Below are 26,501 nucleotides of genomic sequence, written 5' to 3'. Positions count from 1 at the left end.
ACTCGCCGGCATTTTCCACGCCCCGCACCTGATCTGCCGGGCCGCTTATGCTGCGCCCATGGTGGAACTGCTTTGTTTCTGGATGGCCCGGGTGGGTGCGGCCCTGCTGGAGTTGCGGTTGCTGCGCAGCAGCGACGGCGGCTTCAGGGTGATGCTCATCACGGCGGCCATCGTGGTCATCGTGTGCCTGGCGTTGCTGTCCTTCTACGCCTGAGCCCGCAGGTCGGGCACGGGCAGGCGCCCTGTCGGGCGGATTCCATGGTGCCGCGCCGCCGGCATGGGACGTGGCTGAACTCAATGCGGCGCCATCTTGCACGCCAGTGCGGATTCTTCGATCACGGCGGAATCGAGGCATCAATCATGTGCGGCCCGGTGATCTTCTGCGACGGGATCCAGACCAGATAGGACCTCCACATGCCCCGGTCATTGCAGTACACAAGGTACTCGCCTGGGTCCAGGCGGCTCTCCCGGTATTGGAATTGCACGCAGCCGATAGCTTGGTTCTTGCCCAGGGCGATGGCGATGTCTCGGCTGAAATCAGTTCTCCAAGGACCGGGATAGCGCTCGGTGAGCGGCACACTTTTCGGCGCAGGCACAAGGAAGGCCACGGCCAAAAACGCTGCGGCGATCACTGCCGCTGCTCTCAGTTTGTTGTTCATCTCTGTCTTGATCGGGCCTCTGCAGTCAAACAATGCGCAAGGACATGCCCGCCTTCCTGGGCGGCAGGGAGGGTTCGAACCCATAGCGGCGATAGAACTCCGGCGTGCCGTGGTCGGCCATGAGGCTGACATAGGCCGTGGGCAGGGCATTGCCGTGGATGTACTGCATCAGGCGCTGCATGATGAGGTGGCCCAGGCCCTTTTTCTGGTGCTCGGGGATGACGGCGATGTCCACGATTTCGAAGAAGCAGCCGCCGTCTCCGATCACGCGGCCTATGCCAACCGGCGTTGCATCGGCATAGACGACCACGCTGAACAGGCCGTTTTTCAGGCCGATGGCGGCCGCCTCGGGCGACTTGCGGCTCAGGCCGGCAGCCAGCCGGATCTGGATGTAGTCCTGGACGGCGGGGACGTGGTCTTCAATGCGGTAGTTCATGGATGGTGAGGGCGCAAGGGGCATATCGGAGGATCGGCAGAGCGCCATCATAGGCAGGCGCCTGCCGGGAGGGCGGGCAGATCGCCGCGCTCAATCCCAGCGATCGATCGTGTAGGCCTGGGTCCATCCATTCGAGACGACACGCAGCGATGCGGTATAGGCATTGCCCTGGTCGCGCAGGTCGATGCCCACGGCAGAGCCTTCGGCCAGGCCGGCCATGGTGACTGCGTTAGAGTGCGCCTCCACCGTGGCGCGCACGCCGTGCAGCTCGGCGCGCAGCAGGCTGGGGAACAGCGCAGTTCCCACGTCGCGGGTTTCGCGCGCGCCGTCCAGCAGCAGGATGATGCCGTCGCCCTGGTGCTTGAAGCGTTCGCCGTCATCGTCCCAGCGGGCCGGCAGCCGGGTGATGCCCGCCACGCTGACCCAGCCTGCGCTCAGGCCGAACTGGGCCGCGGGGGAGCCGCCGTTCCACACATACCAGGAGAACGTATGGTCCCACTGGAACAGGCGCGGTGCGTCTTCGTCCACCGCCGTGGTGATGCCGATATGCAAGGCAGATGGTTCTACCGCGCCATCACGGGACGGGGGGACCCCTCCCCAGGCTGGTCTGCCCGGGACCTCAGTGCAGCGCGACCAGCAACTGTCCGTTCTCGCTGCGCACCGCATGGGCGCGCACGGAGTGCTCGGGCGTTTCCAGGCATTCGCCGGTGGCCAGGTCGAAGTGGTGCTTGTAGATGGGCGAGGCGACGACGATGCGCTCGCCCAGGCTGCCGACCAGGCCGCGTGCGAGCACGCTGGCGCCGCAGCGCGGGTCCACGTTGTCTATGGCGTAGAAGCGGTCTTCGCCAAGGCGAAAGACCGCCACATGCCGGCCTTCGACCAGGGCGCAGACCCCCGTGTCGGGGACGATGTCGCGGGTGGCGCAGACGGGCATCCAGTGTTCTTGGGTGGGGTGTGTCATGGCAGTGCCTTGTCCGTGGTATCGGTGCGGGCCTGGATCAGGCCAGGGCCTCGCTGCGCTCTTCGCTGCGCGCCGGGCGGATCTGGCCGCGCTCCTGCACGAAGACGATGTGCTCGTCGGGCTGGTCGCTGTTGATGAAGCTGCGAAAGCGCTGGCGCACTTCGGGCGTGGTGACGGCGGTCTTCCATTCGCACTGGTAGGTGTCCACCACGTGCTGCATCTGCGCGTCCAGTTCGGCGCCCAGGCCCAGGCTGTCGTTGACCACCACGTCCTTGAGGTAGTCCAGGCCGCCTTCCAGGTTCTCGCGCCAGGTGCTGGTGCGCTGCAGGCGGTCGGCCGTGCGCACGTAGAACATCAGGAAGCGGTCGATGAGCTGCAGCAGCCTTTCCTTGGACAGGTCGGAGGCGATCAGCTCGGCATGGCGCGGCTTCATGCCGCCGTTGCCGCAGACGTAGAGGTTCCAGCCCTTGTCGGTGGCGATCACGCCCACGTCCTTGCCCTGGGCCTCGGCGCATTCGCGCGTGCAGCCCGAGACGCCGAACTTGATCTTGTGCGGCGCACGCAGGCCCTTGTAGCGGTTTTCCAGCTGCACGGCCAGGCCCACGCTGTCGTCCACGCCGTAGCGGCACCAGGTGGAGCCCACGCAGCTTTTGACGGTGCGCAGCGACTTGCCGTAGGCATGGCCGGACTCGAAGCCGGCGGCGATCAGCTCCTCCCAGATCAGCGGCAGCTGCTCCACGCGCGCGCCGAACAGGTCCACGCGGGCACCGCCCGTGAGCTTGGTGTACAGGCCGTACTTCTTGGCCACCTGGCCCACGGCGATCAGGCCGTCCGGCGTGACCTCGCCGCCGGGCATGCGCGGCACCACGGAGTAGCTGCCGTCCTTCTGGATGTTGCCCAGGTAGTAGTCGTTGCTGTCCTGCAGGCTGGCGAGTTGGGGCTGCAGCACGAACTCGTTCCAGCACGAGGCCAGGATGCTGGCCGCCAGCGGCTTGCAGACATCGCAGCCCAGGCCCTTGCCGTGGCGGTGCAGCAGCTCGTCGAAGGTCTTGATGCCGCCCACGCGCACCAGGTGGTACAGCTGCTGGCGCGAATGCGGGAAATGCTCGCAGACATGGTTGTTGACGGCCATGCCGCGCCGGGCCATCTCGGCCTTCATGACCTGGGTGGCCAGCGGCACGCAGCCGCCGCAGGTGGCGCCGGCCTGGGTGCAGGACTTGAGCTCGGCCATGGTGCAGGCGCCTTCGCCCACGGCCGCGCAGATCTGCGCCTTGGTGACGTTGTTGCACGAGCAGATCTGCGCCGTGTCGGGCAGGGCGTCCACGCCCAGGCCGGGCCTGGCCTTGCCGTCGCTGGAGGGCAGGATGAGGAACTCGGGCTCCTCGGGCAGGGCGATGCCATTGAGCGTCATCTGCAGCAGCGTGCCGTACTCATCGGCATTGCCCACCAGCACGGCGCCCAGCAGCTGGCGGCCGTCCTCGCTGACCACGAGCTTCTTGTAGACCTGCTTGCGCTCGTCGATGAACTGGTAGTTGCGGCTGCGCGGCGTCTTGCCCTGGGCGTCGCCGATGCTGGCCACATCCACGCCCATGAGCTTGAGCTTGGTGCTGAGATCGGCCCCGCCGAAGGCGGCCTCGGCCTCGCCCGCGATGTGGCGGGCCGCCACGCGCGCCATGTCATAGCCGGGAGCCACCAGCCCGAAGGTCTGCTCGCGCCAGGAGGCGCATTCGCCAATGGCGTAGACATTGCGGTCGCTGGCGCGGCAATGGTCGTCCACGGCCACGCCGCCGCGCGGGCCTATGGCCAGGGCGCACTGGCGCGCGATCTCGTCGCGCGGGCGGATGCCGGCCGAGAAGACGATCATGTCGGTCTCCAGGTGCGTGCCGTCGGCAAACACCATGCGGTGGCGCGCCGTGGCGCCGTCGGTGATCTCCAGCGTATTGCGGCCCGTGTGCACCTGCACGCCCAGGTCCTCGATCTTGCTGCGCAGCACGCGGCCGCCGCCGTCGTCCACCTGCACGGCCATCAGGCGCGGGGCGAACTCGACCACATGGGTCTCCAGGCCCAGGTCGCGCAGGGCCTTGGCGCATTCCAGGCCCAGCAGGCCACCGCCCACCACCACGCCGGTCCTGGAGCGCGCGGCCGATGCCTGCATGGCCTCCAGGTCCTCGATGGTGCGGTAGACAAAGCAGTGCGGCCGGTCGCGCCCCGGCACGGGCGGCACGAAGGGTGCCGAGCCCGTGGCCAGCACCAGCCTGTCGTAGGGGATGACCTCGCCATCGGCCGTGGTCACGGTGCGGTCGCGCCGCTCCACCGTTGCGGCCCTGGCGGCCAGGCGCAGCGTGAAACCGCTGGCCTCGAAGAAGCCGGGCTCGACCAGGCTCAAGTCCTCGGCGCTCTTGCCCGAGAAGAACTCCGACAGGTGAACGCGGTCATAGGCGGCGCGTGGCTCCTCGCACAGCACGGTGACGTTCGCATCCGCCACGCCCAGGGCATGCAACTGCTCGAGGAATTTATGGCCCACCATGCCGTGGCCGATCACAACGATGTTCATCTGGCGTCCTGCGTTCTGCATCCAGTGTTTGCGGGGCCGCAGGCTGTGGCCGGCGGGTCAGCGCAGCCAATGCAAGCGCCGTGCCAGCATGCGGTGCATCGCCTGCCCGTGGTGCATGGCTGTACGGCCGGCAGGCAGCGTGCACCGCAATGCGCCCGCCGCACCGTGCAGGGGCGGGGTGCGCCGTGGTGGTGCAGGGCGGGAGATCACCGCATCGAGGGGGCGGGCTTGTCGCGCATCGGGCCCACGCCTGCCAATAGCCGTTGCGCGATGCTGCCCATCGCTGCCTGCGCTAATCTGCGCGGCATGAATGGATCTTCTGCATGGACCCTGGGTTGGCGCACCCTGTGGCGCGACCTGCGCGCGGGCGAGTTGCGCCTGTTGATCGTCGCCGTGATGCTGGCCGTGGCCGCGCTCAGCTCGGTGGGATTTTTTGCCGACCGGCTGCAGGCGGGGCTGCAGCGTGATGCGCGCCAGCTGCTGGGCGGCGATGTGGTGGTGGTCAGCGACAACCCCACGGCGCCGGCCTTTGCCGAGCAGGCGCGCGCCGAGGGCCTGCAGTCCGTGGAGACGGCCAGCTTTCCGACCATGGCGCGCGCCAGTGACGCCCAGGGCGGCATGAGCCGGCTGGTGGCGCTCAAGAGCGTGGTGCCTGGCTATCCGTTGCGCGGCAGCCTGCGCGTGGCCGATGCGCTGGGCGCGGCCGAGCGGGCCACGCGCGATATTCCGGCGCGGGGCGAGGCCTGGGTCGATGCGCCGCTGCTGGAGGCGCTGGGCATTGGGGTGGGAGACGTGCTGCTGCTGGGCGATGCGCAACTGCGCGTGGCGCGCATCATCGCCATCGAACCCGACCGGGGCGCGGGCTTCATGAACTTTGCGCCGCGCGTGATGATCGCCTCCGCCGACCTGGCCGCCACGGGTCTGGTGCAGCCGGCCAGCCGTATCACCTACCGCCTTGCCGTGGCCGGCGAAGGCTCTGGCGCCGAGGCTGCCGCGCAGCGCTACCGCCTCTGGGCCGAGCAGCAGGCCAAGGCGCCCGGCGTGCATGGCGTGCGCGTGGAGTCGCTGGACAGCGGCCGCCCGGAAATGCGCCAGACGCTGGACCGCGCCGAGAAATTCCTGAGCCTGGTGGCCCTGCTGGCGGCCCTGCTGTCGGCCGTGGCCGTGGCGCTGGCGGCGCGCGGCTTTGCCAACAGCCACCTGGACGCCTCGGCCATGCTGCGCGTGCTGGGCCAGAGCCAGCGGCGCATTGCGGGCGCCTACACGGTGGAGTTCGTGCTGGTCGGCCTGGCCTCCAGCGCGGCGGGCGTGCTGCTGGGCTGGGCCATCCACCATGTGTTCGTGCTGCTGCTGGCCGGGCTGGTGGAAACCGCCTTGCCCGCGCCCGGCCTGTGGCCTGCCGCCTTTGGCGTGGGCATGGGCCTGACGCTGCTGCTGGCCTTTGGCCTGCCGCCCGTGCTGCAATTGGCGCGCGTGCCGCCGCTGCGCGTCATGCGCCGTGACCTGGGCGCGCTCAAGCCCGCATCGGTGGTTGTGCTGGGCGTTGGCGTGGCCGGCTTTGCCGCGCTGCTGCTGGCCGCCAGCCGCGACATCAAGCTGGGCCTGATCGCCGTGGGCGGCTTTGCCGTGGCCGTGCTGCTGTTCGCGGCCCTGGGCTGGCTGGCGGTACAGATGCTGCGCCGCCTGGTGCACGAGAGCACGGCGCCGCGCTGGCTGGTGCTTGCCACGCGCCAGATCGCCGCGCGCCCGGCCTATGCCGTGGTGCAGATCAGCAGCCTGGCCGTGGGCCTGCTGGCGCTCATGCTGCTGGTGCTGCTGCGCACCGACCTCATCGGAAGCTGGCGCCAGGCCACGCCGGCCAATGCACCCAACCGCTTCGTCATCAACGTACAGCCCGAGCAGGCCGATGGTTTCCGCGCGGCGCTGGACAAGGCCGGCGTCACCTCCTATGACTGGTTCCCCATGATCCGGGGGCGCCTGGTGAGCGTCAACGGCAAGCCGGTCAGCCCCGACGACTTCAGCGAAGACCGCGCCAAGCGCCTGGTGGACCGGGAGTTCAACCTCTCCACCACGGCGCAGGCGCCCGCGCACAACCTGATCACGGCAGGCACCTGGACGCCTGGCGCCAAGGGGGAGATCAGCGTGGAGGACGGCATTGCCGAGACGCTGGGCCTCAAGCTGGGCGACACGCTGGGCTTCGACGTGGGCGGCGTGCCCAGCGAGGCGCGCATCACCAGCCTGCGCAAGGTGGACTGGGGATCGATGCGGGCCAACTTCTTCGTCATCTACCCCGTGGACCACCTGGACGACGTGGCCGTCAGCTACCTGGCCGCCTACCGCGCGCCCGACGTGGCGGGCTTCGACAACGCCCTGGTGCGCGAGTTTCCCAATATCACCAACGTGGACCTGAGCACCACGCTGGCCCAGGTGCAGCGCGTGCTGGACCAGGTGATACGCGCGGTGGAATTCCTCTTCGGCTTCACCCTGGCGGCCGGCCTGGTCGTGCTCTTCGCCGCCGTCACCGCCACGCGCGAGGAGCGCGCCCGCGAGTACGCCATCATGCGCGCCGTCGGCGCCCAGGCCCGGCTGCTGGCGCAGGTGCAGCGTGCCGAACTCGCCGGTGTGGGCCTGCTGGCCGGCTTCCTGGCCAGCTGCGCCGCCGGGGCCGTGGGCTGGGCCTTGGCGCGCTGGGTATTCGAGTTCAGCTGGACCGTGCCCTGGTGGGCTCCTCTGGCAGGGGCCGTGGCCGGGGCCCTGCTGGCCTGGATGGCGGGGTGGTGGGCGTTGCGGGAGGTGTTGAGGAGGCCTGTGATGGATACGTTGAGGCAGGTGGCTGAGTAGGACTTTGATTTCTGTTTTTTGCCCCTGCCGGGCGGTTTCTTTTCGAGGCCGGGTCTCGGCCCGGCGGCCGACCTACTTTCTTGCCGCGCGGCAAGAAAGTAGGCAAAGAAGCGCGCCCCGCACTGCCCACGACCCCTTCGCTTCGCTACGGGGCGACCTGCGTTGGGCGGGATGCGGGGTGTGCCGCAGAACTCGCTGCGCGCTGGCGCGCTTCGCTCAAACAACTGCGGCAAGTCAGATGACGAAGCAGCCCTGTCCTTCGGCAGGGCTGCCACCCCGCATCCCGCCCAACGCAGGCGTGGGCAGAAGGGGGGAGGCTGGGGAACAGCCAACAGCCAACAGCCAACAGCCAACAGCCAACAGCCAACAGCCAACAGCCAACAGCCAACAGCCAACAGCCAACAGCCAACAGCCGGCGCCATCACTGCGTTCGGCTTCAAACCAGGGGCCGAGCGAAGCAAAGGCCCGCACCAACTTCCCGTATGTCAGCGCCTGCGGCGTGGTGATTGCGGGGTTGCAGTCCTGCCGAAGGACAGGACTGCTTCGTGATCTGACTCGCTGCGGTTGTCTGAGCGGCGCGCGAAGCGCAAAGCGAGTTCCGCAGCGAACCCCGCAACCGCCACGACGCAGGTTGCCCGCAGCGAAGCGGAGGGTCGCGGACATTCGGGTCGCCTTTGCTTTGCCTACTTTCCTTTGGCGAAACAAAGGAAAGTAGGTCGGCCGCCGGGCCGAGACCCGGCCTCGAAAAACAACCACCCGGCAGGGGCAGAAACGAGCAACACCAGGGGCAGAAACGAGCAACAGCAGGGACAAGAACGAGCAACAGCAGGGGACGGCCCCGTTCAAGACTCCTTGAACAACCTCCCCCCCACAAAATCCACAAACGCCCTCACCTTAGGCGACAACTGCCGGCTCGACGCCCACAGCGCAGAAAACTGCCCCGTGTGCGTCAGCTCCTCGGCCAGCACCCGCTGCAGTTCGCCACGCCGCAGTGCATCGCGCGCCAGGAAGTCAGGCATATAGGCCAGCCCCATGCCCGCCACGGCGGCACCCAGCATGGCTTCCATGTTGTTGCAGACCAGGGCGGCGGGCAGGTGGGGCGGCATGCCGGGGAGCACCCACTCCTCCAGCTTGCCGCTGCTCAGGAAGCGGTAGCGCAGGCAGCTGTGCCGTGCCAGTTCGGCGGGCGATTGCGGAATGCCCCGTGCCGCCAGGTAGTCGGGTGAGGCGGCCAGGATGAAGCGGAACGGCCCCAGCCGGCGCGCCACCAGGCGCGAGTCGGCCAGTTCGCCGCTGCGGATGACCACATCCAGGCCGGCCTCGACCACGTCCACCAGGTGATCGTTGAAGTCCAGGTCCAGGTCAACCTCCGGGTACAGGGCCTGGAATTCGGGCAGCACGGGCAGCAGGAAGCGGTAGCCGATGGTGGGCAGGCTCACGCGCAGCCGCCCGCGTGGGGCTTGGGCGGCGGCCTGCATGGTGGCGCGGGCATCGTGCAGTTCATCCAGGATGCGGCGGCAACGCTCGTGGAACAGCGCGCCTTCCTGCGTGAGCCGCACCTGGCGCGTGGTGCGCTGGAACAGGCGCAGGCCCAGTTGCTGTTCCAGCCGCGCCACGTTCTTGCCCACGGCCGAGGCCGAGATGCCCAGGGCGCGCCCGGCCTCGGCAAAGCTCAGCAGGTCGGCTGCACGCACAAAGGATTCGAGTCCGCTGAAGCTGTCCATGTCGATTGCCAACCTGGGGTTGGGAGTGTGGGGAGTCTGACAGCTATTTTCACGGCATTGCAGCGCTTTTATCGTTCATGCATGCCCGGCCATGTGCGGCCGGGAAATTGCGAAAGCCTTGCCAACCATGTCCTCCTGCCTGACTTCTTCCCGCGCACCGGGTGCGCTCCACGGTACAGCGCGACCGCGTGCATCCCCGGTCTGGGTGCTGTTGTCGGTGTGTCTCGCGGCGCTGGCCATGCCGCTGAGCTTTACCGGGCCGGCCGTGGCCCTGTCTGCGCTGCGCGAGGCGCTGGGCGGTGGGCCGCTGGCGCTCAACTGGGTGACGAATGCCTTCATGCTGAGCTTTGGCGCCACGCTGATGGCGGCCGGCGCGCTGGCCGATCTGCACGGGCGGCGGCGCGTTTTCCTGATGGGGCTGGGCGTGGTGCTGGCCAGCGCGCTGGCCCAGGCCTGCCTGCGCGGGCAGGGGGCCATCATCGGCTTCAATCTGCTGCGCGGGCTGCAGGGCCTGGGCGCGGCCGCCGCGCTGGCGGGTGGCACGGCGGCGCTGGCCCAGGTGTTCGATGGAGCGGGGCGCATGCGGGCCTTCAGCTGCGTGGGCACGTCGTTCGGCGTGGGCCTGGCCTTCGGGCCGTTGCTGTCGGGCTGGTTGCTGGGCGTGGCGGGCTGGCGCGGCGTGATGCTTTGCGTGGCCGCCGTGGCGCTGGCCGCGCTGGTGCTGGGGCTGCGTTGCATGCCGGAGTCGCGCAATCCGCAGGCGCAGCGGCTGGACCGGGCTGGTGCGCTGCTGTTCACCGCAGCCCTGGCGCTGCTGACCTGGGGCGTGCTGCAGGGGCCGGAGGCGGGCTGGTCCAGCGGGGCGGCGCTGCTGCCGCTGGCCGGTGCCGCGCTGGCGCTGGCGGCCTTTGTGGCCGTGGAGCGGCGCGTGCAGCAGCGCACGGGGCAGCCCATGCTGGACCTGTCGCTGTTTCGCTATCCGCGTTTCGTGGGCGTGCAGTTGCTGGCGGGTGCGCCGGCCTATGCCTTCGTGGTGCTGCTGGTGCTGCTGCCGGTGCGCTTCATCGGCGTGGAGGGCATGGCGCCGCTGCAGGCAGGGCAGCTGATGTTTGTGTTGTCCCTGCCCATGCTGTTCGTGCCGTTGCTGGCGGGCTGGCTCACGCGCTGGGTTTCGGCCGCGCTGCTGTGCCTGGCGGGGTTGCTGGTTTGCGCGGCGGGCCTGCTGTGGCTGGGCGGGTGCGCGCCGGGCACGGCCTTTGCGCAGATGGCGCCCCCGCTGCTGCTGATCGGCCTGGGCATCGGGCTGCCCTGGGGGTTGATGGATGGCCTGGCCGTGAGCGTGGTGCCCAGCGAGCGCGCCGGCATGGCCACGGGAATTTTCAGCACGGTGCGCGTGGCGGGCGAGGGCATGGCGCTGGCGCTGGTGGGCGCGGGGCTGGCCGCATTGCTGGCATGGCGTCTGTCGGCCCTGGCGCCCCAGGCGCCCCAGGCGATGCAGGCGGTGCAGTCCGTGCATGCCACCGGCCGCGCGGCGCAGTTGCTGGTGACAGGGAACATCGCCGAGGCCATGGCCCTGCTGCCTGGCCTGTCTGCACCCGCCGTGCTGGCGGCCTATGGCCAGGCCTTTGGCATCTTGCTGGATGTGCTGGCGGGCATCACGGTGCTCACGGCGCTGGCGGTGTACGGGTTCCTGCGTGCCGGGGCCCCCACGGATACCGGTGCGGGCACGGACATGGCACATGCCTGACAATCGCGGGTTTCACTCAGCCGCCAGCCGCTTTTCGCCATGTCAGAGGAATCCCAGAACAACGCCCCCCAGACCCCGTATGAATGGATCGGCGGCGAGCCCAGGGTGCAGGCCCTGGTGGACCGTTTCTACGATCTGATGGACCTGGAGCCCGGCTACGCCGAACTGCGCGCCGCCCATGGCAGCACGCTGGCCGATGCGCGCCAGAAGCTGTTCTGGTTCCTGTGCGGCTGGCTGGGCGGCCCCGACCACTACCAGGACCGCTTCGGCCATCCGCGCCTGCGCATGCGCCACATGCCGTTTTCCATCGGCATCCTGGAACGCGACCAGTGGGTGGCCTGCATGGACCAGGCCATGGGCGAGACCGGCGTGCCCGAGGAGCTGCGCGTGCGCCTCAAGGCCAGCTTCATGAACACGGCCGACTGGATGCGGAACCGGTAGCAGGTGGCTGACCCCGGCGCCGCTGAAAAAAGGGCCGGCCCCCTGCAGGTGGCCGGCCCAAGCAGCAAACGGCTGGGGTTCAGAGCTTTTCGTCGCGCATGTAGTACCAGTGGTACAGGAACCGCTGCCCCAACCGGCGAAACGGCGCAAACGCCGGTGAGCGCACCATGTTGAAGACGTTCGGATACTCCAGCTCCGAGTTGTAGATGGGCAGCTCGAAGGTCTTGCTCTGGCGCCCCGCGATGCGCTCGGCCATGCGACGGCCCGCGTGGGCCGAGAAGGAGACGCCGTTGCCACCGTAGCCCACGGCGTAGAAGATGCTCTGGGCCGGATCGGGCTGGAAGACGCGCGGCATCATGTCGTGGCTCACATCGACCCAGCCCCACCAGGAGTAGTCGATGGTGATGCCTTCTAGCGCCGGGAACTTGCGGTGCAGGCCGTCCACCAGCTTGGCCATGTGGATGGGGTTGGGCGCATCGGCACCCGTGACGGCGCTGCGGCTGCCGATCTGCACGCGGTTGTCGGGCAGGCGGCGGTAGTAAAAGCGCAGCGTGCGGGTGTCGGTGATGACCTGGGTGGTCTTGAAGCCCGTGGCCTCCAGCTCCTGCTCGGTCAGCGGCCGCGTGACCAGCGAGTTCGAGAGGATGGGCATGATCTTGGAGCGCAGGCTGCCATGCAGGGCGTTGCTGGTGTAGCCGCCCGTGGCAAAGCCCACGGCGCGCGCCCGCACGGTGCCGCCGGGCGTGCGCAGGTGGTGCACGCCGTTGCGCGTCTCGACGCCCAGCACCGGACTGGCCGGGTGCACCTTGACGCCCAGCTCCCGCGCCTTGCGCAGGTAGCCGAAGGCCAGCTTGAGCGGGTGCACGCCGATGCCGTCGGGCTCGTGCATGGCGCCGTGGCTGTCGGCATCGTTCACATAGTCGCGGCGCAGCTCCTCGGGGCTGAGCATGCGGGCGTCGTAGCCGAAGACCTCGCGCATGATCTGGGTCTCGTTGCGCAGGAAGTCGAGTTTCTTTTCGCGGTGGGCGATGTAGAGGTGGCCGCCGGGCTGGGGCTCGCACTCGGGGAATTCGGCCACCAGGTCCTTGAAGGTCTGGAAGCCCTCGCGGATCTCGGCGTCGAGCTTGAGCGCCACGTCCTTGCCCCAGCGTGCGATCCATTGCGAGCGGTACAGGCGCCCGCTGGCGTTCTGCCCCTGGCCGCCGTTGCGGCTGGTGCAGCCCCAGGCGGTCTGGTTGGCGTCCAGCACCACGGCGCGTATGCCGTGCTCGCGCGCCAGGAACAGCGCCGTGGCCAGGCCCGTGAAGCCCGAGCCGACGATGGCCACATCCACGTCCATGTCGCCGCTGACGGGGCCGTCATCATCTGGCGGGCGTCCCGCCGTGCCGACCCAGTAGGTGGGCGCATAGCCCGTGCCATGGCCCGGGTTGGCCGCCACCAGCGGGTCGTATTTCGGGTCATAGGGACGCAGGTGGCTGGGGCGGATGTCCTCGGCTTTCATGGCGGATGTCTCCTGGTGCGGCGGCTTGGGATCTGCCGCTTTTTGCTATGGATTCGGTGGAATGGGGCCAATGCCGGCGAGCCCTGCAAGGCGGTGCGCCGACGATGGAATCAGCATAGCCAGCAGGCCATGGAGCCAGTTAGCGCCACAGCCAAGCTTTCGATAGAGCCAGTGGCGGCCGGTGCGCGCGCCTGGACCTAACGATTGATGGCATCTGGTTCTAACGGGTCCGTGTGCCTGCTACCTACCATGGCCCATCGACATTTCGATGACGCGGCGCGGCGGCCCTGCCCGGGGCCCGGCGCCGTGGTACCCACCACAGACAAGGAGACAGCATGAGCGCAGACACCAACCCTCCGGACGCCCAGTTCCTGGCCCGCTTCGCCGAGGCCTGGAACCGCCACGACATCGAGGCCCTGATGGGCTTCATGGCCGATGAATGCGAGTTCCACGCCGTGGCCGGGCCCGATCTCATGGGCCGCAGCTTCGTCGGCCGCCAGGCGGTGCGCGAGGGTTTCCAGATGGCCTGGCAGGCCTTCCCCGATGCGGCCTGGCTCGATGGAGACCATTTCGTGCAGGGCGACCGTGGCGTGTCCGAGAGCACCTTCAAGGGCACCAAGGCCGACGGCCTGCGCGTGGAAGCGCGCATGGTGGATGTCTTCACCTTCAAGGACGGAAAGATCGCCGTGAAGAACGCCTTCCGCAAGGACCGCCCGCCGGTGGCGGCCGCCTGACGGCGCGGGGCCTTGCGGCCCCGTGCCACCGGGAACACCGGATACGCCACGGCAAGGCGCGCACCTGCGCAGCCACCACAACAGAGCATCAGCCGTGGCGCCTGAACGCAACAGGAGACAAGACATGATCGGACATCAGCAAGCCTCTTCGCCGGGGCTTTCACACGGGCTCAAACAGCGGCACATGACCATGATCGCCCTGGGCGGCGTCATCGGCGCCGGGCTGTTCGTGGGCAGCGGCGTCGTCATCAAGTCGGCCGGGCCGGCCGCGATTCTTTCCTTCCTCATCACGGGCCTGCTCGTGGTGCTGGTCATGCGCATGCTGGGCGAGCTGGCCTGCTCCATGCCCGGCGGAGGGTCCTTCTACGAATATGCGCGAGAGGCCTGGCGCGACCGCCCCGGCGTGGGCCGGCTGGCAGGCTTTCTGACGGGCTGGATGTACTGGTACTTCTGGGTCATCGTCGTGGCGCTGGAGGCCGTGGCCGGCGCCGACCTGGTGCGCTACTGGCTGCCCGATGTGCCCAACTGGAGCATCAGCCTGGTGCTGCTGGTGATGCTGACGCTGACCAACCTGGTCTCGGTGAAGTCCTTTGGCGAGTTCGAGTTCTGGTTCGCCTCCATCAAGGTGGCGGCCATCGTGGTCTTCCTGTTCGTGGCCGGCGTCTACGTGCTGGGCCTGACGCCTGCTTCGCAGGGCATGCACTTCGGCAACCTCACCGGCAATGGCGGCTTCATGCCCAACGGCATCGTGCCGGTGCTGACCGGGGCCGTGGCGGCCACGGGCTTTTACTTCGGCGCCGAGATCGTGACCATCGCGGCGGCTGAAACGGCCGAGCCGCAGAAGGCCGTGGCCAAGGCCACCAGTTCGGTGATCACGCGCGTGCTGGTGTTCTATGTGGGCTCCATCTTCCTGGTGGCCTGCCTGGTGCCCTGGAATGCGGTTGGCATCGCCACGCCGTATGTGAGCGCACTGAACACCATGGGCGTGCCGGCTGCCGCGCAGATCATGAACGCCATCGTGCTGACGGCCGTGCTGTCGGCGCTGAACTCGGGGCTGTATGCATCCTCGCGCATGCTGTTCGCGCTGACGCGGCGCGGCGATGCGCCCCAGGCGCTGGCCAAGGTCAGCCGCAACGGCGTGCCCACGCGCGCCATCCTGGTGGCCACGGTGTTCGGCTACGGCGCCGTGGTGATGTCCTATGTGTCGCCCGACAAGGTGTTCGCCTTCCTGGTCAATTCCTACGGCACGGTGGCGATCTTCGTCTACATCCTGATCGCCATCTCGCAGCTGCGCCTGCGCTCCCGCCTGGAGCGCGAGGCGCCGCACCTGCTCAAGGTGCGCATGTGGTGCTATCCGTACCTGACCTGGTTCGCCATCTTCGGCATGCTGTCCATCGTCATCGCCATGGCCTTCATCCCCGAGCAGCGCACGCCGCTGGCGCTGGGCGTGGCCAGCCTGTGCATCCTGTTGCTGGCCTATGGCGTGCGGCAGTTCCTGCAGCGTGGCGTGGCGCCGGTGGTGTCCTCGCTGTCCGAGGCCGCGCAGCCCGAGCCGCAGAAGTACTGACCCAGGGGCGACGGGACCGGCGGGGCCGGTTCCGGCCACTTTTCGCGTTACTCCTCGGGCTGCTCCTCGCGCATCGCATCGGCCAGGGCCTTCACGCCCTGGCCGATGTCGTTGGCGGGTATGGATTGGTAGCCCATGCGCATGAAGCTGCCGGGCGTGCCCGGGCGGGCGAAGAACACATCGCCGGGCTCGATGAGCACGCCGTGCGCTGCGGCGCGCTGCGCCAGGGCCTGCACAGGCATGTGGTCGGGCAACTGCACCCAGCACGAGCCGCCGCCGCGCACGGGCGTGATGCGGCAGCCGGGCGCATGCTCGGCCATGGCGGCCGTCAGCGCCGCGTGCCGCTCCTTCTGCGCCTGTGCCAGGCGCCGCTGCTGGGCCTCGTAATGGCCCAGGGAGATGAACATGGCCAGCGTGCGCTGCACGAAGGTGGCGGGGTGGCGGATCATCAGCCGGCGCAGCGCGCGCAGCTCGCGGATCAGCTCGGGCGCAGCCACGATGTAGCCCACGCGCAGGCCTGGCGCCAGGCTCTTGGACAGGCTGCCCACGTAGATCACGCGGTTGCTGCGGTCCAGGCTCTTGAGCGCCGGAATGGGCTGGCCGTCGAAGCTGCTCTCGCTCTCGTAGTCGTCCTCGATGAGGATGATGTCGTGCTCCTCGGCCATCTCCAGCAGCGCCTCGCGCCGCGCCAGCGGCATGGTCACGCCCGTGGGGCATTGGTGGCTGGGGGTCACGTAGAGGTAGTCGAGCTGGCGCAGCAGCGGCGTGACCGGCAGGCCCTGGCCGTCCACCGGCAGCGGGATGACCTGTGAAGTGCGGCTGCTGAAGATGTTGCGCGCGTCGGGGTAGCCGGGCTCCTCGATGCCCACGGCCGTGCCCTCGCGCATCAGCAGGTCGGCCACCATGTACAGGGCGTGCTGCGCACCCACGGTAATGATCAGCTCGTCGGCCGAGGCCCAGACGCCGCGGCGCGGCAGGATCTTGGTCTGCACCTGCTGGATCAGCATCTCGTCGTCGCGCGCGATCTGGTCGGGCGCCCACTGGCGTATGTCCAGCACGCCCAGGGCCTTGAGGCAGCACTCGCGCCAGGCGGCCGTGGGAAACAGTTCCTTGTCGAACTGGCCGTACAGAAAGGGATAGGGGTAGCGCTGCCAGTCCTCTTCCTTGACGATGCTGCGCTGCTGGCTGGGCAGCAGCCACAGGCGCCGCGACCAGTCGGTGCGGCGGCCTTCGCCAGGGGTGCTGCTGGCCGCAGCGCCGCCCGGCGTGCGCCCCTTGAGTACGTCGGGATGGATGAAGTGGCCCTTGCGCTGGCGGCTCAGCAAAAAGGCTTCCTCGGCCAGCTGCTGGTAGGCCAGCACGACGGTGATGCGTGCCACGCCCAGGTGGCGCGCCAGCTCGCGGCTGGAGGGAATGGATTCGCCGGGTGCGAGGATGCCCGAGAGGATGGCATCGACCAGCATCTCGCGGATCTGGCCCTGCAGGCTCAGGGAGGGGCGGGCGCTGCGGCGAAACAGCTGCCCCCACATGGCGCCCTCGGGCGGTTGCGGCTGCGTGGCCGCGCGCTTGTCTGTCATGTCTTGTCGTTCCCGCCGCTGCGGCGGGCCGCTCGCTGTGTTTGTCTCCCGCGCAGGTGCAGGGCAGGGCCTGCAATCGCGACCGGCCAATATAGGCCAGCCGGTGCGCCACGGGGCCCGGAGTTTGCGATGGTTGCAATTTTTGCGGAGAGGCCGGAAATTGATATACAATCGTTGTCTTGGCGGCTGTAGCTCAGCTGGATAGAGTACTTGGCTACGAACCAAGGGGTCGTGGGTTCGATTCCTGCCAGCCGCACCAAAACGACAAGCCTCAGAACTGCAAAGTTCTGAGGCTTTTTCGTTTCAGGCGCCACGCACAGAGGCCGTGGCAATGGTCCAGGCAATGGTTCAGTCGCTGGTCAACGGTTATTTTTCGATATTTTCATGGTTTTCCGTAAGCGTTCAAAAAGCACGCTATAATTCAAAGCTTGGCGGCTGTAGCTCAGCTGGATAGAGTACTTGGCTACGAACCAAGGGGTCGTGGGTTCGATTCCTGCCAGCCGCACCAAAACGACAAGCCTCAGAACTGCAAAGTTCTGAGGCTTTTTCGTTGGTATCGCAGTTGGTGCCGCCGTTGGTGTCTCGGTTTGTGCGGCGTCTTCGCCTGCTGCGGTGATCTGTGTGAAGATCGGCTCCCTATGAGCAAGGCTTTCACCAAGGAATCCGACGGCGACGACGATGATGAAGTCGGCCTGCCGCCCTTGCCGCCGGGCGGCAAGAACTACATCACGCCCCAGGGCTTCGCGCGGCTGAAGACGGAGCTGCTGGACCTGATCGACAACGAGCGCCCGCGCATCGTGGAGATCGTGCACTGGGCGGCCAGCAATGGCGACCGCTCCGAGAACGGCGACTATCTCTACGGCAAGAAGCGCCTGCGCGAGATCGACCGGCGCATCCGCTTTCTGACCAAGCGGCTGGAGATCGCCGAGGTGGTCGATCCCTCGGTGCATGCCGGCAGCGAGCAGATCTACTTCGGCGCCACCGTCACCTATGTCGATGACGAGGGCGAGGAGCGCACCATCACCATCATGGGCATCGACGAGGCCGACAGCGCACGCCAGCAGGTCAGCTGGATCGCACCCGTCTCGCGCGCCCTGCTCAAGGCCCGTGTGGGCGACGAGGTGGCCCTGCCCACACCCGCAGGTGTGCGCACGCTGGAGGTGCTGGAAGTCAGCTACCCGGAGCCGGGCAGCGCCGCCGGGTGAGCGTTCAGGGCTGCAGTTTCTGCAGCAGCTCCAGCGTGGGATAGCCGTCGGCCACCAGGCCCTGGCTTTGCTGGAACTGGCGCAGGCCCGCGCGCGTGGCCGGGCCCATCACGCCATCGGCCGTCCCGGCCGAAAATCCCCGTTCGTTGAGCGCGGCCTGCAAGGCGCGCAACTGCTCGCGCGACAGCGGTGCCAGATCGCGCGGCCAGGCCGTCTGCACGCCCGGGCCACCGGCCAGTTGCTGCGACAGCAGGCCCACGCCCAGCGCGTAATTCACGGAGTTGTTGTAGCGCAGGATGGTGCGGAAGTTGGCGCCCACCATGAAGGCCGGCCCGCGTGCGCCGGCCGGTGCGATCACGCTGGCATCGGCCATGGCGGGCAGGGCGGAGCCGTCCACGGCCTGCACGCCCTCGGCCGCCCATTGCGCGCTGTCCTGGCGCACGCTGGTCTCGGCGCGTGCATGGTCAAAGCCTGCCGGCAGGCGTACTTCCATGCCCCAGGGCTCGCCCGTCTTCCAGCCCGAGTGGGCCAGGTAGTTCGCCGTGGAGGCCGTCACATCGGGCAGGCTGCCCCAGATGTCGCGGCGGCCATCGCCATCGGCGTCCACCGCATAGGCCAGGAACACGGAGGGCAGGAATTGCGTGTGGCCCATGGCCCCCGCCCAGGAGCCGATCATGTGGGCCGCATCGATATCGCCGTTGTCGATGATGCGCAGGGCTGCGAGCAGCTCCTTTTGCGCCCAGGCGGCGCGCCGGCCGTCAAAGGCCAGCGTGGCCAGCGCATCGACCGTGGGGAAGTTGCCGAAGTTGCCGCCGAAATTGCTTTCCATGCCCCAGATGGCGGCGATCACCTCGGCCGGCACGCCATAGCGCTGGCTGGCCGACTGCAGCGGTGCAGCCGCTTCGCGCAGCTTGGCACGGCCCTGGGCAATGCGCTGGGCCGATACGGCGCTGTCCAGGTACTGCCAGGGCGTGCGCGTGAATTCGGGCTGCGAGCGGTCCAGCTGTACCGCGCGGCGCTGCAGCCGGGCAGGCTCCAGTGCGCTGCGCACGGTTTTCTCCGAGATGCCGGCGTCCAGCGCCTTGCGCGCGAAATCCCGCTTCCACGCTTCGAAGCTGGTGGCCTCGGCCTGCTGGTCGGCATCCGGCGCGGTGGCGGGTTCGGGCTGCACGGGCGCGGCAGGCGCCGTGGGGACGGGCATGGTGGGCGGCACCGTGACCGCCGGCGCAGGCGCCGGCCGGGACGCGCAGCCGGCCAGCAGCACGGCGGCCAGGGCGGTGGCCAGGGCGGCACGGTTCAGCGCGGCGGGCTGGCGGGCGGTGGGAAAGGCGTGGGCGGTGGCTTGGGCGGTGGCGTGTGCGTGGGGCATCCGGCCATTGTCTCCGCTGCGCCCCGGCTCGGAGTGCAACACGGTGTTTCTGCATTGGGCGTGCGGGGCCGCTATGCTGTGCGGCCATGACCGCCATCGCTACGCTGCCATCACCATCCCCGGTTCTGCACGATGCCGCGCCGGCCCTGCGCGCCTTGCTGCCGCCCGGCCGGCGCTGGCTGGTGCTGACGGGTGCGGGCTGCAGCACGGGCTCCGGCATTCCGGACTACCGGGATCTGGAAGGCCAGTGGAAGCGCCCCCAGCCGGTGACGCTGCAGGCCTTCATGGGCAGCCATGCCACGCGCCAGCGCTATTGGGCGCGCAGCCTGCTGGGCTGGCCCGTGATGGCGCAGGCCCGGCCCGGCCAAGCCCACGCGGCACTGGCGCAGTTGCAGCAGCGCGGATGGATCGAAGGCCTGGTCACCCAGAATGTGGACGGCCTGCACACGGCCGCTGGCAGCGATGGCGTCATCGACCTGCACGGCCGCATCGCAGCCGTGCGCTGCATGGGCTGCGGCACCGGCATGGAGCGCGCCGTGCTGCAGACCATGCTGCTGGAGCGCAACCCTGGCTGGGCCGGCCTGAGCGCCCAGGCCGCGCCCGACGGCGATGCCGATCTGGAGGGGCGCGACTTCAGCCGCTTCGACGTGCCCGCCTGCCCGCACTGCGGCGGCGTGCTCAAGCCCGATGTGGTGTTCTACGGGGAAGGCGTGCCCAGCCAGCGGGTGCAGGCCGTGCGCGCCATGCTGCAGCAGGCCGGCGGGCTGCTGGTCGCCGGTTCGTCGCTGATGGTGTATTCAGGCCTGCGCTTTGTGCATGAGGCCGTGGCCCAGGGCAAGCCGGTGGCGGCCATCAACCAGGGCCGCATGCGCTCCGAGGATTTGCTGGCCCTCAAGATCGAGCAGGACTGCGGCCCGTTGCTGCAGCAGCTGGCCCAGGACCTGGAGCAATGAAAAAACCCCGCAGGAGCGGGGCAGTGTTCAGGGGATGACGCGCGATGCGCGCACCACCGAGTGCACGCGGCGCAGGTTGCGCAGCGCGGACTCCACCTGCTGGTTGTCGTGCACCGAGATCACGAAGCACAGGTCCGTGGTGCTCATGGCCGCCTCGTCGGCCATGTCCACGCGCAGGATGTCCACCTCGGCGCCGGCCAGCTCGGCCGCCACGCGCGCGAGCACGCCCTTGCCGTTGTTGACGGTGACCACGATGCGTGCCTCGAACAGGCGCGCGGCATCCATGTCATCGGCCCACTCGACCACGATGAAGCGGTCCCTGTCCTTTTCCTGCAGGCGCTGCGCGATCTTGCACTGCGCATGGTGGACGATCAGGCCTTCGCCGCTGCCCAGGTAGCCCACGATGGGGTCGCCCGGCACGGGGCGGCAGCATTGCGCGTAGTGGATGGAGCCCTGGTTGGAGCCGTCCAGCAGCACGGCACCCTGGAAGGGGCGGTTGCTGGAGTTGAAGCGTTCGCGCGTGAGCAGCAGGGCGTCGGGCCGGTGGCCGTGGCGCGCCATCAGCGCCGTCAGGCGCGAGGCCACCAGCGACGCAATGCGCCGGCCCATGCCGATGTCCACCATCAGGTCGGCGCGGCTGCGGCTGCCGGCCATGCGCAGCACCTCGTCCCACAGTGCCTGGTTGGCCTCATCGGCCGGCGGCACGGCATCCATGCCTTCGGCCCGCATGGCCTGGGCCAGCAGGTTCTCGCCCAGGCGGGCCGATTCGCTTTGCGCGGCCGACTTCAGGTAGTGGCGGATCTTGGAGCGCGCGCGGCCCGTCTTCACGAAGCCCAGCCAGGCCGGGTTGGGCGTGGCGTCCTCGGAGGTGACGATCTGCACCACGTCGCCGCTCTTGAGTTCGGTGCGCAGCGGCACTTCCTCGTTGTTGATGCGCGCGGCCGTCATGTGGTTGCCGACCTTGCTGTGGATGGCATAGGCGAAGTCCACCACGGTGGCGCCGCGCGGCATGGCCATGATCTCGCTCTTGGGCGTGAACACGTAGACGGCGTCGGGGAACAGGTCCACCTTGACGTGGTCCCAGAACTCGGCCGCATCGCGCGTCTCGTTCTGTATGTCCAGCAGCGACTGCAGCCACTGCGTGCCCAGCTGCTCGGAATCGTGGCCGGGCTGGGCCTTGTACAGCCAGTGCGCGGCGACGCCGGCCTCGGCGACGATGTGCATTTCCTCGGTGCGGATCTGGAACTCGATGTTCACGCCCGAGGGGCCCACCAGCGTGGTGTGCAGCGACTGGTAGCCATTGTTCTTGGCAATGGCGATGTAGTCCTTGAAGCGGCCCGGCATGGGCTTGTACATCTGGTGCAGCACGCCCAGCGCGGTGTAGCAGTCGATCACGCGCGGCAGGATGACGCGAAACCCGTAGACGTCCGTCACCTTGGCAAAGCTCAGCTGGTTCTTCTCCATGCGCAGATAGAGCGAATACAGCGTGCTTTCGCGCCCTGCCAGGCGTGCCTGCAGGCCTGCGCCGGCGAACTCCGCATTGACCTCGTCCTGTACCCGCTGGACCAGGTCGCGGCGGCGCTTGCGCGAGCGGGCGATGGCCTTTTCCAGCGTGGCATAGCGCCAGGGATGCAGGTGGCGGAAGGCCAGGTCCTGCAGCTCGCGGTAGGTCTGGTTCAGGCCCAGGCGGTGGGCGATGGGTGCGTAGATCTCCAGCGTCTCCGACGAGATGCGGCCCCACTTGTTGCGCGGCATGTCGCCCATGGTGCGCATGTTGTGGGTGCGGTCGGCCAGCTTGATCAGGATGACGCGCACATCGCGCGCCATGGCCAGCAGCATCTTGCGGAAGGACTCGGCCTGGTTTTCCTCACGCGTGTTGAACTGCAGCTTGTCCAGCTTGGTGAGGCCGTCGACCAGCTCGGCCACGTCCTGGCCGAAGCGCTGGGCGAGGTCCGCCTTGGTGACGCCGCAGTCTTCCATCGCATCGTGCAGCAGCGCGGCCATCAGGGCCGGCGCGTCGAGCTTCCAGCTCGCGCACAGCGCGGTGACGGCAATGGGATGGGTGATGTAGGGCTCGCCGCTGCTGCGCCACTGGTCGCTGTGGGCCAGGTCGGCAAAGGCATAGGCTTCGCGCACCTGCTCGATGCTGGTGGCATCCAGGTAACCCAGGTGCTCCATCAGTCCGGCAAAGGCATTGGCCGACACGCTCGCTGCCTGCTCTGCAGACATGCGCTCGGGCCGGGGTGTCGGTACGGGATCAGAGGGGGCTGTGAACGAAGTCAAGGCCGCTTTCATGACTTAAATGTAGCGTGCATGCGGGTTTGTGCAGGCTTCATGTAAAAAAAGCACCGCTGTGCGGTGCTCTTTGTGGGGCCATTGTGTTGCTTTGCAGCAAATCAGCCCGGAACCTTCTTCAGCATCTCCAGGCCGACCTTGCCTTCGGCGATCTCGCGCAGGGCGGTGACACCGGGCTTGTTCTTGGTTTCGATCCTGGGCGTGTGGCCCTGGCTCAGCATGCGGGCGCGGTAGGTGGCGGCCAACACGAGCTGGAAGCGGTTAGGGATCTGCTCCAGGCAGTCTTCAACAGTGATGCGTGCCATCAGGATCTCCGGGAAACGTCAGTTGGGTACAGAAATATTGAGAGACTCGAAGGTCTCTGCGCGGCGGCTGCGCTGAGCCGCATACTTGAGGCGCTGGGCGTGGATGATCGTCTTGAGATCAAACAGTGCGCTCTCGAACAATTCGTTGATTATAACGAAGTCGAATTTCGCCACCTGGGCCATCTCCTCGGCCGCGTTCGTCAGGCGCAGCTCGATCACCTCGGGCGCATCCTCGCCCCGGTTTTCCAGGCGTGCGCGAAGCTCGTCCCAGCTGGGCGGCAGGATGAAGATCAGAACGGCGTTCGGAAACGCCTCCTTGACCTGCAGCGCGCCCTGGTAGTCGATCTCCAGCAGCACGTCGGTGCCGACCTGGATGCGCTCTTCCAGCGCCTTCTTGGCCGTGCCGTAGCGGCGGCTGTGCACATTCGCCCATTCGACGAAGGCGTTGTTCGACACCATGGTGTCGAACTCCTGGTCGGAGACGAAGTAGTACTCGCGGCCGTGCTTTTCCTGGCCACGCGGCGCGCGGGTGGTGTGGGAGACGGAGGGCGAGACGCGAGCATCGAACTCGCGCAAGGCTCGCACCAGGCTGGACTTGCCGGCCCCGCTGGGGGCCGAGACGACAAAGAGGTTTCCGGGGTAATCCATGGATTTGTGCGCAGTTTGGTTACGCATGGGCATCTGTGATGGGCTTATTCGATGTTCTGCACCTGCTCGCGCATCTGCTCGATCAGCACCTTCATGTCCACGCTGATGCGGGTCAGCTCCAGCGTGGCGGACTTGGAGCCCAGCGTGTTGGCTTCGCGGTGCAGTTCCTGGATCAGGAAATCCAGGCGCTTGCCGATCTCGCCGCCCTTCTTGAGCAGGCTCTGGATCTCGTCCAGGTGCGAGTCCAGGCGGGTGACTTCCTCGGCCACGTCGATGCGGATGGCAAAGGCCGTGGCCTCGGTCAGGGCGCGGTCCTGGGCGGCTTCGGGCGCCACGGCGCCTTCGGCCAGGGCCATGGCCTCCTTCCAGCGCTCCATGAAGCGCAGGCGCTGCTGCTCCACGAGCTGGGGTACCAGGGGCGTGGCGTCTGCCGCGAGCTTGCGCAGCTGGGCGATGCGGTCCAGCAGCATGGTGGCCAGGCGCTTGCCTTCGCGGGCGCGGGCCTCCAGCAGTTCGGTCAGGGCCTGCTCTGCCAGCGTGGGCAGCACGCTGCCCCAGTCGATGGCCGAGTTGGCGCCGCCGCTGGCCAGGCGCAGTGCGTCGGAGACGGACAGGCTGCGAGCGTCGGGCAGCCAGGACTGGACGGTGTCCTGGAGCATGGCCAGGCGCTGCAGCATGGCGGTGGAGGGGTCGGGCAGGGAGTTGCCGTCGTCGTTGTCGATGGCGGCGCGCACTTCTACCTTGCCGCGCTTGAGGCGGGCGGTCAGAAGGGCCCGCAAGGCCGGCTCATGGGCGCGCAACTCGTCGGGCAGGCGGAACGAAAGATCCAGGAAGCGGCTGTTGACCGAGCGGATCTCCAGACCGAGCCGGCTGTTGCGGCCCGACGCTCCACCATCTTCTGCGGACGCGCCGTGCTGGGCACTGGCGTATCCGGTCATGCTGTAAACTGGCATTGGACTTTTGATGGATGCTTGCAATTGCCCGATTATCCGGGTTTCGCCCCATCCCTGAGACTCACCGGAGAAAAATGTCTTCCAAGATCAAGCCGGCGCCATTACCGCCAGGCAGCACGATCGGCGGCTATCGGGTGGTGCGCAGGCTTGCTTCCGGCGGTTTCGGCGTCGTCTACCTGGCCTTGGATGCAGAGGGCAAGCAGGTTGCGATCAAGGAATACCTGCCCGCCTCGCTGGCCACCCGTGCCCCCGGAGAGTTGCAGCCCGCCGTGGCTCCCGAAAAGCTTTCGCTGTACCGCCTGGGCCTCAAGAGCTTCTTCGAAGAAGGGCGCTCTCTTGCCCAGATCTCGCACGCTTCCGTGGTCAGCGTGCTCAATTTCTTTCGCGAGAACGAAACCGTCTACATGGTGATGAACTACCTGGAGGGCGCCACCCTGCAGGACTTCGTCGTCACCGCGCGCGAGCTCAAGGCCGAGAAGGTGTTCCGCGAATCGACCATCCGCTCGCTGTTCGACGAGGTGCTGCGCGGCCTGCGCATCGTGCACCAGCACAAGATGCTGCACCTGGACATCAAGCCGGCCAACATCTTCATCACCAATGATGACCGTGCCGTGATGATCGACTTCGGCGCGGCGCGCGAGGTGCTGTCCAAGGAAGGCAACTTCATCCGCCCCATGTACACGCCGGGCTTTGCCGCGCCCGAGATGTACCGCCGCGATGCGTCGCTCGGCCCCTGGACCGACATCTACGCGATCGGCGCCTGCATCTATGCCTGCATGCAGGGCTTTCCGCCCAACGAGGCGCCGCAGCGCCAGGACAAGGACCGGCTCACGCTGGCGCTGACCAAGCTGCGCGGCGTGTACTCGGACAACCTCATCGAAGTCGTCGAGTGGTGCATGGCCATGGACCCGGGTTCGCGCCCGCAGTCGGTGTTTGCGCTGCAAAAGGAGTTGAGCCGCGAGGGTGAGCGCCGCTACACCAAGCTCAGTGTCTCCGAGCGCATGCGCCTGCAACTGGACACGCTGGTGACCGACGCCAAGAAGAACATGCAGAAGATCAGCGGCGCGGCGGGCCTGCCGGCCGTCGGTCAGGAGCGCAAGCCATGAGGTTTTCGGTATTTCAGCTGAGCCGCCGCGGCGGCCGGGCGCTCAATGAAGACCGCATGGGCTACTGCTACACGCGGGAGGCCGTGCTCTTCGTGCTGGCCGACGGCATGGGCGGCCATCCCGAAGGCGAGGTCGCCGCGCAGCTGGCGCTGCAGGTGATGTCCGTGCATTTCCAGCGCCAGGCCAAGCCGCTGCTGGACGATCCGCAGGGCTTTCTGGTCGATGCGCTGCTGCATGCGCACCGGCAGATCCTGCGCTACGCCAGCGCCAAGGGCATGATCGATACGCCGCGCACCACGCTGGTGGCGGCCGTCATCCAGAAGGGCAAGATCACCTGGATCCACTGCGGCGACTCGCGCCTGTACCTGGTGCGCGGCGGCGAACTGCTGGTGCGCACGCGCGACCACTCCTATCTGGAGATGGGGGAGATCGCCGCGCAGCTCAAGACATCCAGCCGCAATGTGCTGTTCACCTGCCTGGGCTCGCCGTCCAAGCCCATCTACGACGTGACCGAGCCGCGCCGGCTGGAGCAGGGCGACAAGCTGCTGCTGTGCTCCGACGGCCTGTGGGGAAGCGTGGACGAAGGGCACCTGATGCGCACCCTGCACGGCCGCACTGTGTCCCAGGCCATCCCCCAGCTGGTGGAAACGGCGCTGCGCAACGCGGGCGATGCCAGCGACAACGTCACGGCCATCGCCATGGAGTGGGAGACGCCCGACGCCTTCGCGTCCACCATGGGCATCTCCACCCAGGACATCGAGAACGACGCGTTTGAATCCACGATCCAGGGGGGGCCAATCGAAGACCTGGAAGATGAACTGGATGACGCCGCCATCGAGCGCTCCATCGCCGAGATCAACGAGGCGATACGCCGCTCGGCCGAGCGCCAGTTCAAGCGCTGAACGCCGCTGCCGGCCCGCAGCAG

The 26,501-nt window shown here is 68.0% G+C and carries 23 protein-coding genes and 2 tRNA genes; 12 read left to right on the top strand and 13 right to left on the bottom strand.

Going from position 1 to position 26,501, the window contains the following annotated elements; genetic code table 11:
* The first annotated feature begins 58 nt into the window (after positions 1-58).
* Positions 59-214: a hypothetical protein gene (locus tag ACFPFG_RS10535; RefSeq protein WP_232245907.1), complete on the top strand. Its 156-nt coding sequence runs from the start codon at positions 59-61 to the stop codon at positions 212-214.
* Between the two features lie 121 nt (positions 215-335).
* Here the strand turns inward: ACFPFG_RS10535 and ACFPFG_RS10530 are convergent, their stop codons facing one another.
* The 5 genes from ACFPFG_RS10530 to nirB all read right to left on the bottom strand — a co-directional run bounded on the left by ACFPFG_RS10530 (position 336) and on the right by nirB (position 4,610).
* The gene (locus ACFPFG_RS10530; protein WP_034390963.1) at positions 336-659 is read right to left on the bottom strand and encodes a hypothetical protein; all 324 of its coding nucleotides are present in this window, start codon (positions 657-659) and stop codon (positions 336-338) included.
* A 25-nt stretch (positions 660-684) separates the two neighbouring features.
* Positions 685-1,095: a GNAT family N-acetyltransferase gene (locus ACFPFG_RS10525; protein WP_374620109.1), complete on the bottom strand. Its 411-nt coding sequence runs from the start codon at positions 1,093-1,095 to the stop codon at positions 685-687.
* A gap of 90 nt (positions 1,096-1,185) precedes the next feature.
* A complete protein-coding gene (locus ACFPFG_RS10520) occupies positions 1,186-1,647 on the bottom strand; it encodes a hypothetical protein (protein WP_183018865.1) in 462 nt (153 codons plus the stop codon).
* A gap of 67 nt (positions 1,648-1,714) precedes the next feature.
* On the bottom strand, positions 1,715-2,056 hold the full coding sequence (nirD, locus tag ACFPFG_RS10515) for a nitrite reductase small subunit NirD (protein ID WP_183018866.1): 342 nt from the start codon (positions 2,054-2,056) through the stop codon (positions 1,715-1,717).
* Between the two features lie 37 nt (positions 2,057-2,093).
* Positions 2,094-4,610, bottom strand: a complete 2,517-nt coding sequence (nirB, locus tag ACFPFG_RS10510; RefSeq protein WP_374620103.1) for a nitrite reductase large subunit NirB — start codon at positions 4,608-4,610, stop codon at positions 2,094-2,096.
* Positions 4,611-4,916: 306 nt separating this feature from the next.
* Here nirB and ACFPFG_RS10505 point away from each other — a divergent pair, with 306 nt between their 5' ends.
* Positions 4,917-7,451 (top strand): ABC transporter permease, encoded by a 2,535-nt coding sequence (locus ACFPFG_RS10505; RefSeq protein ID WP_380106376.1) that lies wholly within the window; start codon positions 4,917-4,919, stop codon positions 7,449-7,451.
* A gap of 842 nt (positions 7,452-8,293) precedes the next feature.
* On the opposite strand, the gene ACFPFG_RS10500 is transcribed toward ACFPFG_RS10505, so the two are convergent.
* Positions 8,294-9,175, bottom strand: coding sequence for a LysR family transcriptional regulator (locus ACFPFG_RS10500; RefSeq protein WP_197957173.1), 882 nt, complete (start codon positions 9,173-9,175; stop codon positions 8,294-8,296).
* 238 nt (positions 9,176-9,413) lie between these two features.
* Here ACFPFG_RS10500 and ACFPFG_RS10495 point away from each other — a divergent pair, with 238 nt between their 5' ends.
* Together ACFPFG_RS10495 and ACFPFG_RS10490 are read left to right on the top strand one after the other, a co-directional pair.
* Positions 9,414-10,922: an MFS transporter gene (locus ACFPFG_RS10495; RefSeq protein WP_380106374.1), complete on the top strand. Its 1,509-nt coding sequence runs from the start codon at positions 9,414-9,416 to the stop codon at positions 10,920-10,922.
* A gap of 39 nt (positions 10,923-10,961) precedes the next feature.
* Positions 10,962-11,363 carry a group II truncated hemoglobin gene (locus ACFPFG_RS10490; RefSeq protein WP_047325961.1) on the top strand — a complete coding sequence of 134 codons (402 nt, stop codon included), beginning with the start codon at positions 10,962-10,964 and terminating at the stop codon, positions 11,361-11,363.
* 79 nt (positions 11,364-11,442) lie between these two features.
* Here the strand turns inward: ACFPFG_RS10490 and ACFPFG_RS10485 are convergent, their stop codons facing one another.
* Positions 11,443-12,864, bottom strand: a complete 1,422-nt coding sequence (locus tag ACFPFG_RS10485; RefSeq protein ID WP_197957172.1) for an NAD(P)/FAD-dependent oxidoreductase — start codon at positions 12,862-12,864, stop codon at positions 11,443-11,445.
* Between the two features lie 335 nt (positions 12,865-13,199).
* On the opposite strand from ACFPFG_RS10485, the gene ACFPFG_RS10480 reads away from it, so the two are divergent.
* The gene (locus ACFPFG_RS10480; RefSeq protein WP_013803799.1) at positions 13,200-13,598 is read left to right on the top strand and encodes a nuclear transport factor 2 family protein; all 399 of its coding nucleotides are present in this window, start codon (positions 13,200-13,202) and stop codon (positions 13,596-13,598) included.
* A 124-nt stretch (positions 13,599-13,722) separates the two neighbouring features.
* Entirely contained in the window at positions 13,723-15,165 is a 1,443-nt protein-coding gene (locus ACFPFG_RS10475; protein WP_012203946.1) for an amino acid permease, read from the top strand.
* A 47-nt stretch (positions 15,166-15,212) separates the two neighbouring features.
* Here the strand turns inward: ACFPFG_RS10475 and pdxR are convergent, their stop codons facing one another.
* Positions 15,213-16,742, bottom strand: coding sequence for a MocR-like pyridoxine biosynthesis transcription factor PdxR (pdxR, locus tag ACFPFG_RS10470; RefSeq protein WP_380106370.1), 1,530 nt, complete (start codon positions 16,740-16,742; stop codon positions 15,213-15,215).
* 182 nt (positions 16,743-16,924) lie between these two features.
* Between pdxR and ACFPFG_RS10465 the strand changes: the two genes are divergently transcribed.
* The 3 genes from ACFPFG_RS10465 (at position 16,925) to greB (ending at position 17,947) form a co-directional block, all read left to right on the top strand.
* A tRNA-Arg gene (locus ACFPFG_RS10465) sits at positions 16,925-17,001 on the top strand.
* 172 nt (positions 17,002-17,173) lie between these two features.
* Positions 17,174-17,250, top strand: a tRNA-Arg gene (locus ACFPFG_RS10460).
* A 130-nt stretch (positions 17,251-17,380) separates the two neighbouring features.
* Entirely contained in the window at positions 17,381-17,947 is a 567-nt protein-coding gene (gene greB, locus ACFPFG_RS10455) for a transcription elongation factor GreB (protein WP_197957170.1), read from the top strand.
* Positions 17,948-17,951: 4 nt separating this feature from the next.
* Here greB and ACFPFG_RS10450 read toward each other — a convergent pair whose 3' ends face one another.
* Positions 17,952-19,316 (bottom strand): lytic murein transglycosylase, encoded by a 1,365-nt coding sequence (locus ACFPFG_RS10450; protein ID WP_380106369.1) that lies wholly within the window; start codon positions 19,314-19,316, stop codon positions 17,952-17,954.
* Between the two features lie 86 nt (positions 19,317-19,402).
* On the opposite strand from ACFPFG_RS10450, the gene ACFPFG_RS10445 reads away from it, so the two are divergent.
* The gene (locus ACFPFG_RS10445; protein WP_380106368.1) at positions 19,403-20,269 is read left to right on the top strand and encodes an NAD-dependent protein deacetylase; all 867 of its coding nucleotides are present in this window, start codon (positions 19,403-19,405) and stop codon (positions 20,267-20,269) included.
* Positions 20,270-20,296: 27 nt separating this feature from the next.
* On the opposite strand, the gene ACFPFG_RS10440 is transcribed toward ACFPFG_RS10445, so the two are convergent.
* The 4 genes from ACFPFG_RS10440 to ACFPFG_RS10425 all read right to left on the bottom strand — a co-directional run bounded on the left by ACFPFG_RS10440 (position 20,297) and on the right by ACFPFG_RS10425 (position 24,455).
* Positions 20,297-22,564 (bottom strand): RelA/SpoT family protein, encoded by a 2,268-nt coding sequence (locus tag ACFPFG_RS10440; RefSeq protein ID WP_012203951.1) that lies wholly within the window; start codon positions 22,562-22,564, stop codon positions 20,297-20,299.
* Between the two features lie 101 nt (positions 22,565-22,665).
* Complete coding sequence (gene rpoZ / locus ACFPFG_RS10435; RefSeq protein ID WP_012203952.1) at positions 22,666-22,869, bottom strand: DNA-directed RNA polymerase subunit omega; 204 nt, start codon at positions 22,867-22,869, stop codon at positions 22,666-22,668.
* An 18-nt stretch (positions 22,870-22,887) separates the two neighbouring features.
* On the bottom strand, positions 22,888-23,517 hold the full coding sequence (gmk, locus tag ACFPFG_RS10430; RefSeq protein ID WP_013803794.1) for a guanylate kinase: 630 nt from the start codon (positions 23,515-23,517) through the stop codon (positions 22,888-22,890).
* 44 nt (positions 23,518-23,561) lie between these two features.
* Positions 23,562-24,455 carry a YicC/YloC family endoribonuclease gene (locus ACFPFG_RS10425; protein WP_232245905.1) on the bottom strand — a complete coding sequence of 298 codons (894 nt, stop codon included), beginning with the start codon at positions 24,453-24,455 and terminating at the stop codon, positions 23,562-23,564.
* 89 nt (positions 24,456-24,544) lie between these two features.
* Here ACFPFG_RS10425 and ACFPFG_RS10420 point away from each other — a divergent pair, with 89 nt between their 5' ends.
* Together ACFPFG_RS10420 and ACFPFG_RS10415 are read left to right on the top strand one after the other, a co-directional pair.
* Positions 24,545-25,576, top strand: coding sequence for a serine/threonine protein kinase (locus ACFPFG_RS10420; protein WP_012203955.1), 1,032 nt, complete (start codon positions 24,545-24,547; stop codon positions 25,574-25,576).
* Positions 25,573-26,478, top strand: coding sequence for a PP2C family protein-serine/threonine phosphatase (locus ACFPFG_RS10415; RefSeq protein ID WP_183018878.1), 906 nt, complete (start codon positions 25,573-25,575; stop codon positions 26,476-26,478). The genes ACFPFG_RS10420 and ACFPFG_RS10415 overlap by 4 nt, the downstream gene beginning before the upstream one ends.
* The last annotated feature ends 23 nt before the right edge of the window (positions 26,479-26,501 follow it).

The sequence above is a fragment of the Delftia deserti genome, assembly GCF_042653485.1.
Lineage (GTDB): Bacteria > Pseudomonadota > Gammaproteobacteria > Burkholderiales > Burkholderiaceae_C > Comamonas > Comamonas acidovorans.
This window is presented reverse-complemented; position numbering and strand designations above follow the sequence as displayed.

Coding starts and splice junctions, on each gene's coding strand:
- ACFPFG_RS10495 (WP_380106374.1), top strand. CDS start 9,414: ATGCCGCTGAGCTTTACCGGGCCGGCCGTGGCCCTGTCTGCGCTGCGC.
- ACFPFG_RS10450 (WP_380106369.1), bottom strand. CDS start 19,316: ATGCCCCACGCACACGCCACCGCCCAAGCCACCGCCCACGCCTTTCCC.
- ACFPFG_RS10490 (WP_047325961.1), top strand. CDS start 10,962: ATGTCAGAGGAATCCCAGAACAACGCCCCCCAGACCCCGTATGAATGG.
- gmk (WP_013803794.1), bottom strand. CDS start 23,517: ATGGATTACCCCGGAAACCTCTTTGTCGTCTCGGCCCCCAGCGGGGCC.
- ACFPFG_RS10415 (WP_183018878.1), top strand. CDS start 25,573: ATGAGGTTTTCGGTATTTCAGCTGAGCCGCCGCGGCGGCCGGGCGCTC.
- ACFPFG_RS10440 (WP_012203951.1), bottom strand. CDS start 22,564: ATGAAAGCGGCCTTGACTTCGTTCACAGCCCCCTCTGATCCCGTACCG.
- ACFPFG_RS10480 (WP_013803799.1), top strand. CDS start 13,200: ATGAGCGCAGACACCAACCCTCCGGACGCCCAGTTCCTGGCCCGCTTC.
- ACFPFG_RS10425 (WP_232245905.1), bottom strand. CDS start 24,455: ATGACCGGATACGCCAGTGCCCAGCACGGCGCGTCCGCAGAAGATGGT.
- ACFPFG_RS10500 (WP_197957173.1), bottom strand. CDS start 9,175: ATGGACAGCTTCAGCGGACTCGAATCCTTTGTGCGTGCAGCCGACCTG.
- greB (WP_197957170.1), top strand. CDS start 17,381: ATGAGCAAGGCTTTCACCAAGGAATCCGACGGCGACGACGATGATGAA.
- ACFPFG_RS10525 (WP_374620109.1), bottom strand. CDS start 1,095: ATGAACTACCGCATTGAAGACCACGTCCCCGCCGTCCAGGACTACATC.
- nirD (WP_183018866.1), bottom strand. CDS start 2,056: ATGACACACCCCACCCAAGAACACTGGATGCCCGTCTGCGCCACCCGC.
- ACFPFG_RS10420 (WP_012203955.1), top strand. CDS start 24,545: ATGTCTTCCAAGATCAAGCCGGCGCCATTACCGCCAGGCAGCACGATC.
- nirB (WP_374620103.1), bottom strand. CDS start 4,610: ATGAACATCGTTGTGATCGGCCACGGCATGGTGGGCCATAAATTCCTC.
- ACFPFG_RS10445 (WP_380106368.1), top strand. CDS start 19,403: ATGACCGCCATCGCTACGCTGCCATCACCATCCCCGGTTCTGCACGAT.
- pdxR (WP_380106370.1), bottom strand. CDS start 16,742: ATGACAGACAAGCGCGCGGCCACGCAGCCGCAACCGCCCGAGGGCGCC.
- ACFPFG_RS10535 (WP_232245907.1), top strand. CDS start 59: ATGGTGGAACTGCTTTGTTTCTGGATGGCCCGGGTGGGTGCGGCCCTG.
- ACFPFG_RS10485 (WP_197957172.1), bottom strand. CDS start 12,864: ATGAAAGCCGAGGACATCCGCCCCAGCCACCTGCGTCCCTATGACCCG.
- ACFPFG_RS10475 (WP_012203946.1), top strand. CDS start 13,723: ATGATCGGACATCAGCAAGCCTCTTCGCCGGGGCTTTCACACGGGCTC.
- rpoZ (WP_012203952.1), bottom strand. CDS start 22,869: ATGGCACGCATCACTGTTGAAGACTGCCTGGAGCAGATCCCTAACCGC.
- ACFPFG_RS10530 (WP_034390963.1), bottom strand. CDS start 659: ATGAACAACAAACTGAGAGCAGCGGCAGTGATCGCCGCAGCGTTTTTG.
- ACFPFG_RS10505 (WP_380106376.1), top strand. CDS start 4,917: ATGAATGGATCTTCTGCATGGACCCTGGGTTGGCGCACCCTGTGGCGC.